The sequence below is a fragment of the Myxococcus sp. MxC21-1 genome (assembly GCF_032612255.1).
Classification (GTDB): domain Bacteria; phylum Myxococcota; class Myxococcia; order Myxococcales; family Myxococcaceae; genus Myxococcus; species Myxococcus virescens.
Genome location: NZ_CP123278.1, coordinates 6,820,404 through 6,833,940, shown reverse-complemented (window position 1 = coordinate 6,833,940; position 13,537 = coordinate 6,820,404). Strand labels below are relative to the sequence as shown.

5 protein-coding genes and 1 pseudogene are annotated in these 13,537 nt (G+C 69.4%); 5 read left to right on the top strand and 1 reads right to left on the bottom strand.

What is annotated here, in order from left to right:
* Positions 1 to 43 precede the first annotated feature (43 nt).
* The 5 genes and pseudogenes from QEG98_RS30310 (at position 44) to ftsZ (ending at position 13,123) form a co-directional block, all read left to right on the top strand.
* Positions 44 to 928, top strand: coding sequence for a D-alanine--D-alanine ligase (locus QEG98_RS30310; protein WP_244171763.1), 885 nt, complete (start codon positions 44 to 46; stop codon positions 926 to 928).
* A gap of 154 nt (positions 929 to 1,082) precedes the next feature.
* The gene (locus tag QEG98_RS30305; RefSeq protein WP_186817786.1) at positions 1,083 to 1,937 is read left to right on the top strand and encodes a cell division protein FtsQ/DivIB; all 855 of its coding nucleotides are present in this window, start codon (positions 1,083 to 1,085) and stop codon (positions 1,935 to 1,937) included.
* Positions 1,938 to 1,983: 46 nt separating this feature from the next.
* Positions 1,984 to 3,216, top strand: coding sequence for a cell division protein FtsA (gene ftsA / locus QEG98_RS30300; protein WP_011555553.1), 1,233 nt, complete (start codon positions 1,984 to 1,986; stop codon positions 3,214 to 3,216).
* Positions 3,217 to 3,551: 335 nt separating this feature from the next.
* Positions 3,552 to 11,572, top strand: a pseudogene (gene agmC, locus QEG98_RS30295) (adventurous gliding motility protein AgmC).
* Positions 11,573 to 11,905: 333 nt separating this feature from the next.
* Positions 11,906 to 13,123 carry a cell division protein FtsZ gene (ftsZ, locus tag QEG98_RS30290; protein ID WP_090490184.1) on the top strand — a complete coding sequence of 406 codons (1,218 nt, stop codon included), beginning with the start codon at positions 11,906 to 11,908 and terminating at the stop codon, positions 13,121 to 13,123.
* 21 nt (positions 13,124 to 13,144) lie between these two features.
* On the opposite strand, the gene QEG98_RS30285 is transcribed toward ftsZ, so the two are convergent.
* A complete protein-coding gene (locus tag QEG98_RS30285; RefSeq protein ID WP_090490183.1) occupies positions 13,145 to 13,534 on the bottom strand; it encodes a hypothetical protein in 390 nt (129 codons plus the stop codon).
* Positions 13,535 to 13,537: the final 3 nt, after the last annotated feature.

Genomic DNA, 13,537 nt, shown 5'->3' with positions numbered 1-13,537 from the left:
GGACGAGCTCAAGCAGAAGCGTGTCGGTGTGCTGTTGGGCGGAATGTCCGCGGAGCGCGACGTGTCCCTGCGCACCGGTGAGGCCGTCTCCGGGGCGCTGCGCGGGCTGGGCTACGACGTGGTGGAGATTGACGTGGGCCGGGATTTGCCCGCGCGTCTGGCGGCGGAGAAGGTGGACGTGGCGTGGCTGGCGGTCCACGGGCGCTATGGCGAGGACGGCTGTCTCCAGGGACTGCTGGAGTCGCTCTTCATTCCTTATACCGGCAGCGGCGTGCTGGCCTCCGCGCTGGGCATGGACAAGGTGTACGCCAAGCAGGTCTACGTGGCCCACGGCATCCCCACGCCCGCGTACCGTTCCTTCCGGGACGCCGCGTCGGCGCTGGCGGCGGCGGACAGCCTGCCCTTCCCGTTTCCAGTGGTGGTGAAGCCCAGCCGCGAAGGCAGCAGCGTGGGCGTGCACATCTGCAAGACGCGGGACGCCTACGAGGCCGCCGTGACGGACGCGGCGAAGTACGCGGGCACCCTGCTGGTGGAGCAGTTCGTCAAGGGACGCGAAGTGCAGGGTGGAGTGCTGGACGATGAGGCCCTGGGCGTCATCGAGGTCCGCGCCGCGCGCGAGTTCTACGACTATGACGCGAAGTACAAGGCGGGCACCGGCACGCAGTACCTCTTCCCCGCGCCCCTGCCTCCGGATCAGTATGCGCGGGTGAACGAGGTGTGCCTGGCCGCGCACCAGGCCCTGGGGTGTAGCGGGGGCTCGCGGTCGGACGTCATCGTCACCGACGGAGGCGATGTGTTCCTGCTGGAAACCAATACGCTGCCGGGCATGACGGCCTCGAGCCTCTTGCCCAAGATTGCCGCGGGGCGCGGTATCGACTTTCCCGCCCTGTGTGAGCGCCTGCTGCTGGGCGCGTGTCTCAAGGCCTGAGCGTCTGGTATGGGGCCGGCGCAACTTGGCGTCGGTCTCCTTCGAAAATTTCCGAAGCGCTTGTGTGGCGCCTTGCGCTACAGCGACGTGCCTGTAGCCAAAAACTGGCGTGGCTCCCGAACCGGGCACAGCATGCGTCAACCCTTTTCTCCCCATGGCCTTCGGTAAATCCAAGAACCGCCGCCGTCAGGACGCCGCCCAGCAGAAAGAGGCGGTCCGGGGCGCGGTGCGCTCGCATGGGCCGGGCGTGCTCAAGGTGCTGGGGCTGACCCTGGGCACCGGGCTGCTGGTGTGGGGTGGGGTGGCGCTGCGGGAGTGGGCGCTGACGTCGCCGCGCTTCGAACTGGAGGCGGTGTCCTTCTCCGGCCTCCAGCGCGCCTCCCGGGTGGAGCTGCTGCGGCTGGCGGCGCTGACGAAGGGGCAGAACCTGTGGACGCTGGACGTGGACGCGCTGGAGCGCGCCATGCACCAGCACCCCTGGCTGCGCACGGTGGAGGTGACGCGTCGCTTCCCCAACCGCGTGTCGGTGGAGGTGACGGAGCACGTGCCGGTGGCGATGGCGGTGCTGGGGGAGCTGTACGTCCTGGACGAGGAGGGCGAGCCCTTCAAGCGGGTGACGCCCGGGGACGGACTGGACCTGCCCCTGGTGACGGGCCTGGACCGGGAAGGTTATGTGGCGGACCCGGCGGCGGCGCGGGAGCGCCTCCGTTCGGCGCTGACGGTGGCCAGCGCGTACGCGCGGCTGTCACCCGAGAAGGCCGAACAGTTGTCGGAGGTCCGCCTGGAGGCGCAGAGCCTGGCGCTGGTGACGGCGTCCGGGCAGGAAGTGCGCCTGGGTGAAGGAGATTCAGAGGTCAAGCTGCAGCGTCTTGCCCGTGTCCGGCGCGAACTGGGTGCGAGGGGGCTTGCAGCGGAGATCATTCACCTGGATAACCGTGCCCGGCCCGGCTGGGTGGCGGTGAAGATTTCGAGCCCCGCGTCCGAGAGGAGCGGGGCTTCGATGCGGTAAGAGGACGCGCCCCTTTCACGAGAGTGGGGGGCCTGGGAGGGTTGTCATGGCGAAGCAGAAGTCGGGGGAGATCATCGTCGGCCTCGACATCGGCACGACGAAGATCTGCGCCATCGTCGGAGAGCTGACCGACAGCGGCATCGACATCATCGGTATCGGTACGCATCCGTCGAAGGGTCTGCGCAAGGGCGTGGTGGTGAACATCGAGGCGACCGTCTCTTCCATCCGCCGCGCGGTGGAAGAAGCGGAGCTCATGGCGGGGGCGGAGATTTCCCACGTCTACACGGGCATCGCCGGAGGCCACATCAAGGGCTTCAATTCCCAGGGCATCGTCGCCGTCAAGGACAAGGAGGTCCGCGAGGCGGACATCGCCCGGGTCATTGATGCGGCCAAGGCCGTGGCGATTCCGCTGGACCGGGAGGTCATTCATGTCCTCCCGCAGGAGTTCATCATCGACGACCAGGGCGGCATCAAGGAGCCCCTGGGCATGGCGGGCGTCCGGCTGGAGGCCAAGGTCCATATCGTCACCGGCGCGGTGTCCAGCGCGCAGAACATCGTCAAGTGCGCCAACCGCACCGGGCTCAATGTCTCCGACATCGTCCTCCAGCCGCTGGCCAGCGCGGAGGCGGTGCTGGGCGAGGACGAGAAGGAGCTGGGCGTGTGCCTCGTCGACATCGGCGGCGGCACCACGGACATCGCCATCTTCTCCGGCGGCTCCATCGTCCACACGGCGGTGATTGCGCTGGGCGGCAACAACCTCACCAGCGACATCGCCATTGGCCTGCGCACCCCCGCGCACGAGGCCGAGCGCATCAAGCAGAAGTACGGCTGCGCGCTGTCGTCGCTCATCAACAAGGACGACACCATTGAAGTGCCCAGCGTCGGGGGCCGTCATCCCCGCGTGCTCGGGCGGCAGATTCTCTGCGAAATACTGGAGCCGCGCGTGGAGGAGATCTTCCAGCTCGTGCACCGCGAAATCCAGAAGTGCGGCTACGAGGACCTGCTGGCCTCGGGCGTGGTGATTACGGGTGGCTCCACGCTGCTGGCCGGCATGCCAGAGCTGGCCGAGGAAGTGCTGGGCCTGCCCGTCCGCCGCGGCATGCCGCGCGGCATTGGCGGTCTGGTGGATGTGGTGAAGAGCCCCATGTACGCCACCGGCGTGGGCCTGGTCGTCTACGGCGCCCGCCACCTGGACCGGCGCATGTTCCGCATCCGCGAGGAGAACGTGTACAAGAAGGTGAAGGGCCGCATGCGCGAGTGGCTCGAGGAAATCTTCTAACGCGCCGGGCCGAGCGCCCACCGCGTTGCCAAAGGGCTCTCCGAAAGGGGGGCCCTTTTTTGTTGGCCGTGGGCCACACACCCTGCGTCCCGGTTGACGCGTCAGCGTCCTGGTTTGACGCGTCAGCCGACCTGGTGGGTTGCCCTCCGAAGTGCCCGAGCCGGTCCAGTTTCCGGAATCTGGATCCGTGGTTCGGATGGGGCACGGGATACCCCGTGAGCCGGACGCTGAAATCCTCGGAATCTCCAGCGTCGTAGATTGGACAGCGGCTGGCTCTCGGATTGCTATGTGCGGCATTTGCCGCTGGGCCCACACCCCCCAACGACCCCAGGTTTATGACTCGAAAGACCTTTTACGTTCCCCTGCTTGAGCGGGTTTCCCGAGGACGCCTCGGCTTGGCCGTCGCACCCCTGGTGCTGCTGTGCGCGGCGCTGCTGGGTCCCGTGGCGAAGGCCGCGGTGGACACCTTTGGCTTGGGGAACGGGAGCAGCGGCGCGCTGACCGTCGGTGTCGCCGGCACTGTCATCAACACCTACACGCGTGTGACGGCCGCAGTGCCGGCGGGACAGAGCTTTGTGCCTGTCGCCTCGTCCACGGGCTTCGCGGTGGGCAACCTGGTGATGGTGTACCAGACTGCGGGCCTCACGGCGCCTGCGTCTGGGAGCCAGACGGCCGTCAATCTGGTCGGGGGCCCGGTGGGCCGCTGGGAGCTCGCGCGGATTCAGAGCCTCACGGCGACGCGCCTCAATTTCTCGCAGCCGCTCACGGTGAACTTCGCGGCCAACGCGACGCAGGCCATTCGGGTGCCTGAGTACACCACTGTGACGGTGAACGCCGCGGGCAGCATCGTGGCGGGTGCCTGGGATGGCACCACGGGTGGTGTGGTGGCCTTCCTGTCGCAGGGACCTGTGAGCAACGTGGGCGCCATCCACGCGGATGGCCGGGGGTTCCGCGGTGGCTTCGCCTGGAATGGTGACGGAGACGGCTGCACTGGCGTGGACCAGGCTTGGCCGGGTGGGACGGAGAAGGGTGAAGGCCTGGTGCTCGGCCGCTTTGGTAATGGCGCCTTCCCGCCTGCTGCTGGGGCAACGGGTCGGGGCAACGTCGCGAACGCGGGTGGCGGTGGCGTCTGCCACAACTCGGGTGGCGGTGGCGGCAGCAACGCGGGTGCGGGCGGCATCGGTGGCCGCACGTGGGTGGGCGAAGAGGCACCGGCCTCTCGCGCGGTGGGCGGTTTCGGTGGCGCTTCGCTGACCTTCGATGCGGTGTCCCATGCGGTGTTCGGCGGCGGTGGTGGCGCGGGCCATGGCAACGACGACGCCGCGGGCGGTGGGAGCGCGGGTGGTGGTGTCGTGTTCATCCGCGCGACTTCGCTCTCGGGGGCGGGTCGCGTGTCGGCGGATGGCGTGGCGGGCGTCAACGCCATGGGGCTTGCCAATGACGCCGCAGGCGGCGCTGGCGCTGGCGGTACCGTGTATCTGCGCGTTACTGGAGCCCTGCAGTGCTCGGCCAATACGGTGACGGCCAGGGGCGGCGCTGGTGGCAGCACCACGTACGACCAGCACGGAACGGGTGGCGGTGGCGGTGGTGGTCGCGTGCTGATTCAGGGCGCCGCGGTGGGATGCACCCCGGTCGTCACGGGCGGTGCCGCGGGCACGCAGCCGACGGCCAGCGCTCCGGACGGGTTCACGTATGGTGCCGCTCCTGGCAACTCCGGTGTCGTCACCATCCTGCCGGGTGCCTTCCCGGCGAATGTGGCGGCCCCCGTGGTGGTGACGCCTGCCAACGGCTCCACCACGGGCTTTCGTCCGGTCATCAGCGGTACTGCCCCCGCGAACTCCACGGTGGTCATCTTCGTGGATGGCGTCGAAGTGGCCCGCGTGCCGGCGGACGGCTCGGGCAACTTCACCTTCACGCCGACCGTGGACTTGGTTGTCGGCGCTCACACGGTGAATGCCTACGCGCTGCTCCAGGGCGTGTCGTCCGTGCTGAGCAACACCAATAGCTTCACCGTGGTCTCCGACACCACGCCTCCGGATACCACCATCGTGAGTGGGCCGCCGGCGGTGTCGAACTCCACCAGCGCGACGTTCGACTTCAGCTCCAACGAGAGCCCGGTGACGTACCAGTGCGCGCTGAACGGCGGTCCGTTCGTGGCCTGCACGGACCCGCAGACGTTCCCGGGACTGAGCCAGGGCAACCAGACGCTGGCGGTGCGCGCGGTGGACGCGGCGGGCAACATGGACCCGACGCCCGCGACGTACGCGTGGACGGTGGACACGACGGCACCGGACACGACGATTGTCAGCGGCCCTTCGGGGACGACGACGTCCCCCAACGCCACGTTCGACTTCAGCTCGGACGAGAGCCCGGTGACGTACGAGTGCTCGCTGGACGGCGCGCCCTTCACGGCCTGCACGGACCCGCAGACGTTCCCGGCACTGGCGGATGGTTCGCACACCCTGGCGGTGCGCGCGGTGGACGCGGCGGGCAACATGGACCCGACGCCCGCCACCCGGACGTGGACGGTGGATGCCACCGCGCCGGACACCACCATCGTGAGCGGCCCGCCGGCGGTGACGAACGCCACCAGCGCCACGTTCGACTTCAGCTCGAATGAGAGCCCGGTGACGTACGAGTGCTCGCTGAACGGCGCGCCCTTCACGGCCTGCACGGACCCGCAGACGTTCCCGGGACTGAGCCAGGGCAACCAGACGCTGGCGGTGCGCGCGGTGGACGCGGCGGGCAACATGGACCCGACGCCCGCGACGTACGCGTGGACGGTGGACACGACGGCACCGGACACGACGATTGTCAGCGGCCCTTCGGGGACGACGACGTCCCCCAACGCCACGTTCGACTTCAGCTCGGACGAGAGCCCGGTGACGTACGAGTGCTCGCTGGACGGCGCGCCCTTCACGGCCTGCACGGACCCGCAGACGTTCCCGGCACTGGCGGATGGTTCGCACACCCTGGCGGTGCGCGCGGTGGACGCGGCGGGCAACATGGACCCGACGCCCGCCACCCGGACGTGGACGGTGGATGCCACCGCGCCGGACACCACCATCGTGAGCGGCCCGCCGGCGGTGACGAATGCCACCAGCGCCACGTTCGACTTCAGCTCGAACGAGAGCCCGGTGACGTACGAGTGCTCGCTGAACGGCGCGCCCTTCACGGTCTGTACGGACCCGCAGTCGTTCCCGGGGCTGAGCGAGGGCAACCAGACGCTGGCGGTGCGCGCGCGGGATGCGGCGGGCAACGTGGACCCGACGCCCGCGACGTACGCGTGGACGGTGGACCTCACGCCCCCGACGCTGCCGACCATCGACTCGCCCGCGGACCAGGAGGAGGTCGCCACCGGGACGCCGACGCTGACGGGAACGGGTGAGCCGGGCAGCAACATCTACCTGGACGTGGGCGGCGCCACGCACGGCCCCATCCTGGTCGATGAGGACGGCAACTGGACCTTCACCGTGCCGGAGCCGCTCGACGAGGGGCCGCACACGGTGTCCATCACCAGCGTCGACCCGGCGGGCAACTCCGCGGGTCCGGTGACGAGCACGTTCATCGTCGACCTGTCGGCGCCTGACACGTTCATCGACTCCGGCCCGATGCTGCTGACGCGGGACGCGTCCGCCACCTTTGACCTTCGCTCGGAAGGCGGAGGCGTGGCCTACGAGTGCAGCCTGGATGGGGGCGTCTATGTGGCTTGCGTCGACCCCGCGACCTTCACGGGTCTGGCGGATGGGGACCACCTGCTCCTGGTGCGCGCGGTGGACGCGGCGGGCAACGTGGACCCGACGCCCGCGCAGTACGCGTGGACGGTGGACACGACGGCGCCCGACACGCTCGTCGTGAGCGGCCCGGCGACGCCGACCTCGTCGAATTCGGCCTCGTTCGAGTTCGCCGCTTCCGAGCCGGGCTCCACCTACGAGTGCAGCCTGGACGGCGCGGCCTACGTGCCGTGCGCGGAGACGGTGACGTTCGACGGCTTCGCGGAAGGGGAGCACACGCTCCTGGTTCGCGCGGTGGACGCGGCCGGCAACGTGGACCCGACGCCCGCCGAGCACACCTGGACGGTGGATGCAACGCCGCCGGTGGCGCCGCTCATCACCACGCCCGCGAACGGCGCGGTGCTGGATGACGGGGTGGTGACCATCACCGGAACGGCCGACGGCGCTGAGTCCGTGACGCTGGTGCTGGATGGCGTGCCCTACGGCCCCATCCCGGTCGATGCCGGTGGCAACTGGACCTTCACGCCGCCGGTGACGCTGCCGGACGGTCCGTACACGGTCGTCGTCACGGCGACGGATGATGCGGGCAACACCAGCGCTCCGACGAGCTCCACCTTCACGGTGGATACGGCGGCGCCGGATACCGCCATCGACAGTGGCCCGGCGGTGGTGACGAACGTGGCCACCGCGGACTTCGTCTTCTCGTCGAACGAGTCTCCGGTGACGTACGAGTGCTCGCTGAACGGCGCGCCTTTCACGGCGTGCCCAGCCCAGGTGCAGTTCGGCCCGCTGCCGGACGGTGACCACACGCTTGCGGTGCGCGCGGTGGATGCGGCCGGCAACGTGGACCCGACCCCCGCCGAGTACACCTGGACGGTGGATGCAACGCCGCCGGTGGTGGTCATCACCACGCCCGCGAATGGCGCGGTGCTCGATGTGCCGGTGGTGACGTACTCCGGAACGACGGAGGCGGGCAGCACCGTGACGGTGGTGGTGGATGGCGTCACGGTGGGCACGGTGGTGGCCGACCCGTCTGGCAACTGGTCGCTCCCCGTGGGCGACACGCTGTCGGAAGGTCCCCACTCGGTGTCCGTCACGGCGGAGGACGAGGCGGGCAATACCAGCACGACGGTGACGCACACGTTCATCGTGGACGCGGAGCCGCCGGAGACGACGTTCACCTCGACGCCGCCCGCGCTCTCCAACAGTGATTCGGCGACGTTCGACTTCGACTCGGACGAATCCCCGGTGACGTACGAGTGCAGCCTGGACGGCGCGGCCTTCACGGCGTGCACGGACCCGGCCACCTTCACGGGCTTGGATGACGGCGAGCACACCTTGGCGGTGCGCGCGGTGGATGAGGATGGCAACGCGGACCCGACGCCGGCCAGCTACACCTGGACGGTGGACACCTCCGCGCCGGACACCCTCATCATCTCCGGCCCGCCGCTGACGGAAGCGCCTGGCACCGCGACGTTCGACTTCGATTCGGACGAATCCCCGGTGACGTACGAGTGCAGCCTGGACGGCGCGGCGTACGTGCCGTGCTCGGACCCGGTCACCTTCACGGGCCTGGCGGGAGGCAGCCACACGCTGAGCGTCCGCGCGGTGGATGAGGCGGGCAACGTGGACGGCACGCCGGCGACCTACAACTGGTCGGTCGCGGTCGACACGGATGGCGACGGCCTGACGGACGCCGAGGAGGTTGTGCTGGGCACCGACCCGGAGAACGCCGACACGGACGGTGACGGCCTGCCGGACGGCATCGAGGTGAATACCGCGGGGACGGATCCGCTCGACGACGACTCGGATGACGACGGCATCCTGGATGGCAACGAGGACGCCAACCACAACGGCATCGTCGATGAGGGCGAGACGGACCCGAACAACTGGGATACCGACGGCGACCTGCTGTCGGATGGTCTGGAGCTGGGCCTCGCCGAGCCCCAGGGCGCCGGCACGGACACGACGCGCTTCGTGGCGGACGCCGACCCGACCACGACGACGGACCCGCTCAACCCCGACACGGACGGCGGCAGCGTGCGTGACGGCATCGAGGACGCCAACCGCAACGGCCGGGTGGACCCGGGCGAGACGGATCCGCTCAACCCCGCGGACGACGTCGATTCCGACGGCGACGGCATCGATGATGCGACCGAAATCGCGCGGGGCCTGGACCCCAACGACGCGGACAGCGACGACGACGGCGTTCCGGACGGCATCGACGGCATCACCGACACGGATGGTGACGGCCTCATCGATGCGTTGGATCCGGACAGCGACAACGACGGCATCCTGGATGGCACGGAGATGGGCGTGACGCTGGAGAGCGCTCCGGCGGACACGGACCGCACCTCGCCCAACTTCCGTCCGGACGCGGACCCGAGCACCACCACCGACCCGAAGAACCCGGACACGGATGGTGACGGCCTGCTGGACGGTGATGAGGATGCCAACCACGATGGCCGCGTCGACAGCACGGAGACGGACCCGAACAACCCGGACACGGACGCTGACGGCCTGACGGACGGCGTGGAGGTGCGTGGCTCCAACCCCACCAACCCGCTGAACCCGGACACGGACGGCGACGGCCTGCTGGACGGCGCGGAGGACGCCAACCGCAACGGCTCCTTCGACAACGGCGAGACGGACCCGAACAACGCCGACACGGACGGCGGCGGCGTGAACGACGGCGAGGAGGTCTCCGGCGGGACCAACCCGCTGGACGGCAACGACGACTTCGTCATCTCCGGCCGTGGGTGTAGCACGAGCGGGGCGGGCACCTTCGCTCCGCTGGCGCTGCTGCTGCTCGGGCTGCCCCTGCTGGGCCGCTTCCGCCGCTCGGCGGGGCGGGCCGGTGGGGCCCTGTGGCCGCCGCCGCCGTGCTGGCGCTGGCGGTCCTGATGGTGTCGCGGCCGGCCGTGGCGCAGGTGCCCACGCTGTCCGCGTCCCAGGCCATCGACGTGCAGCAGTACAAGCCGGGGCCGAGCTCAAAGGACATCCTGGGCGTCCAGAGCGCCCAGGTGCATTCCCACCTGGGTTGGAACGTGGGCGTGTCCGTCAACTACGCGGACAAGCCGCTCAACTTCATGGACCCGCGCTCGGGCCGGTTCATCACCGCGCTGGTGCGCAGCCAGGTGGGTGTGGACCTGATGGGCTCGGTGGGCCTCTTCGACCGCTTCGAGCTCGGCGTGCTGCTGCCGGTGACGCTCCAGCGTTCGCAGGCGGCGCCCATGGTGGACCCGTCCTTCGCCCAGGGCGTGGGCTCGGGTGGTATCGGTGACCTGCGCCTGGTGCCCAAGGCCCGCCTCCTGGAGGAGGGCTCCTTCGGCCTGGCCCTGACGGTGCCGGTGGTGTTGCCCACGGGCGGCGGCTCCGACTTCCTCGGGGGCTCGGGCGTGGGCGTGCAGCCGCGCCTGGTGGCCGAATACGGCGAGCGGTTTCGCGTGGCCGCCAACGTGGGCGTGGACTTCCGGGAGAAGCAGCAGCTGCGCAACCTGAACCTGGGCAACGCGGTGTCCTACGGCGTGGGCGCCGAGCTGCCCTTCACGGTGAGCGAGGTGCCGCTGGCGCTCGCGGCCACGCTGGTGGGCGCGGTGAACCTGGAGCAGCAGGACACCGAGGAGCGCCCGCTGGAGCTGTTGGCGGCGCTGAAGTACCGCGCGCTGGGCGGATTCTCCGCGCACGTGGGCGGCGGGCCGGGGCTCACCCGCGGCTACGGCACGCCGGGCTTCCGGCTGCTCGCGGGCTTCAGCTACAGCCCGGAGCCGTCCCGCGAGCCGAAGCAGGCCGCGCCGGTGGACACGGACGGCGACGGCATCCTGGACATCGACGACGCCTGCCCGACGGAGCCCGAGGACAAGGATGGCTTCCAGGATGAGGACGGCTGCCCGGACCCGGACAACGACGCGGACGGCATCCCCGATACGGCGGACACGTGCCCGAACGAGCCGGAGACGGTCAACGGCTTCGAGGACACGGATGGCTGCCCGGATGTGGCGCCGCCCCCGCCGCCGGTGGACACGGATGGCGACGGCATCATGGATCCGGATGATCGCTGCCCCAATGCCCCCGAGGACAAGGACGGCTTCCAGGACGAGGACGGCTGCCCGGACCCGGACAACGACCGGGACGGCATCCCCGACGCCGAGGACAAGTGCCCGAACGAGCCGGAGACCATCAACGGCTTCCAGGACGAGGACGGCTGCCCCGACAAGGGCAAGGTGAAGGTGCTCGTCGAGGGCGAGCGCATCGTCATCCTGGAGAAGGTCTACTTCGCCACTGGAAAGGACGTCATCCTGGCCCGTTCGCACCCGCTGCTGAAGCAGGTGGCCGCGGTGCTGCGCGCCAACCCGCAGGTGGAACTGGTCCGCATCGAGGGCCACACGGATGACCAGGGCAACGACGCGAAGAACCTGGACCTGTCCCAGCGCCGCGCGAACAACGTGCGCGCCTTCCTGGTGAAGGAGGGCATCGCCGAGGGCCGCATGGAAGCGGTGGGCTACGGCGAGACGAAGCCGGTGGACACCAACAAGACGGCGAAGGGCCGTGAGAACAATCGCCGCGTGGGGTTCACCATCCTCCGTGTGGGGAAGGTGGAAGTGGAACGCGAGGCGCACTGACCCACGGGCTCTGAATCCCCGGTGAAACACACCGGATGATTTCAGCGAGGGTGGCTCCGAAAGAGATTTCGGGGCCACCCGTCGTTTTTTGGGGCATGCTGCGCCCCACCCGCCAAGCAGTGCCGTGTATCGCGAGTCAAGGGGCGAAGTTCACCCACCGCGTCGCACGCCTGCACGTCCATGGGTTGGCGTAAGTGCGCGTCAGGACTCAGACGCGCAGCATCCCGCTACAGGCTCGTAGCGGAATACTTGCCAAAGCGTGGGACTTGCTGATGATTGTGGGGGTTGGGAGCACGCGCGCTGCATCGTGCGACTCCGGGCGAGAGGACCACCATGGACCAGTTCGATCAGAACAAGCAGGCCGCCAAGATTCGGGTCGTCGGGGCGGGTGGGGCCGGCTGCAACGCCGTCAATACGATGATCCTGTCCAAGCTGGACCGGGTGGACTTCATCGCCGCCAACACCGATGTCCAGGCGCTCGCCGCGAGCAAGGCGCCCACCCGGCTTCAGCTGGGCCAGACGCTGACGAAGGGCCTGGGCGCGGGCGCCAACCCGGAGATGGGCCGCGAGGCCGCCCTGGAGTCGCGTGACCAGATTGCCGCGGTGCTCGAGGGCGCCGACATGGTGTTCGTCACCGCCGGCATGGGCGGCGGCACCGGCACGGGCGCCGCGCCCATCATCGCGGACATCGCCAAGAGCCTGGGTTGCCTCACGGTGGGCGTCGTCACCAAGCCCTTCCTCTTCGAGGGCAACAAGCGCCGCAAGCAGGCCGAGCAGGGCATCGTGGAGCTCAAGGCCGCGGTGGACACGCTCATCACCATTCCGAACCAGCGCCTGCTGTCGCTCTCCAACGAGCCGATGCCGCTGCTGGAGACCTTCAAGCGTGCGGACGAGGTCCTGCTGAACGCCGTGCAGGGCATCAGCGACCTCATCCAGTACCACGGCTACATCAACGTCGACTTCGCCGACGTGAAGACCATCATGAGCGACAAGGGCATCGCGCTCATGGGCACGGGCAACTCGACCGGTGACAAGCGCGCGCTGATTGCCATGCAGCAGGCCATCGCCAGCCCGTTGCTGGAGGACGTCTCCATCGACGGCGCCACGGGCCTGCTCATCAACATCACCGGTGGCCGCGACATGACCCTGCAGGAGGTCAACGAGGCCCTGACGCTGGTGCACGACGCCGCCGACAGCGAGGCGGAGATCATCTTCGGTTCGCTCATCGACGAGAACATCTCGGATGAGGTGAAGATCACCATCATCGCCACGGGCTTCGTGCACCGCGACGCGCCCAAGGTCCGCACGGTGGCGCCGGTGGTGCAGGTGCCGCTGTCGCGTCCGGCGCCGTCCGTGCTCGCGAACGCGCGCGAGGAAGTCGCCAGCCTGGTGCCCACGAAGGGCAGCGGCTCGCGGCCCCTGACCGTGGAGAGCGCCAAGTCGGTGAGCGCCCGCACCGCGGTGGTGAAGGACGCGCCGCTGCCGCTGGACGAGGACCAGTTCGACATCCCCACCTTCCTGCGGCGGCAGGGCCAGACGGAACTGCCGTAAGGGGCAGGGGAGACGCGGGGCTCAGCGAGCGGGAAGCTGGGCCACGCTGGCTTCGTCGCGTGCGGACAGGGTGTCCGCGCGGGCGAAGAGGCCGTCGACTTCCGAATAGAGCGCGTCCACGCGCTCCGGGAGCCGGGCCGCGGGCAGCACGCCGTCGCCGGACACTTCCTCCAGGCGCGCGTGGGCCCGCTGCAGCAACTGGAGCGCCTTCAGCAAGGAGAGGCCGCGGCGCGTGCCCTCCTCGGTGAAGAGGGTGCCGCTCTGCGTCAACGTCTCGAGCGTGGTGCGCACGAAGCGCACGCGGTCCGTGTGCCGACCACGGTAGATGTCCAGGCGCTTGGCGCGCCGCGCGTGGTGCAGATTGACCACGCCGCCAGGGCTTGAGGAGGTGGGGGGCGTCACGGGGAACAAGGT

Coding starts and splice junctions, on each gene's coding strand:
- ftsZ (WP_090490184.1), top strand. CDS start 11,906: ATGGACCAGTTCGATCAGAACAAGCAGGCCGCCAAGATTCGGGTCGTC.
- QEG98_RS30310 (WP_244171763.1), top strand. CDS start 44: ATGTCCGCGGAGCGCGACGTGTCCCTGCGCACCGGTGAGGCCGTCTCC.
- ftsA (WP_011555553.1), top strand. CDS start 1,984: ATGGCGAAGCAGAAGTCGGGGGAGATCATCGTCGGCCTCGACATCGGC.
- QEG98_RS30305 (WP_186817786.1), top strand. CDS start 1,083: ATGGCCTTCGGTAAATCCAAGAACCGCCGCCGTCAGGACGCCGCCCAG.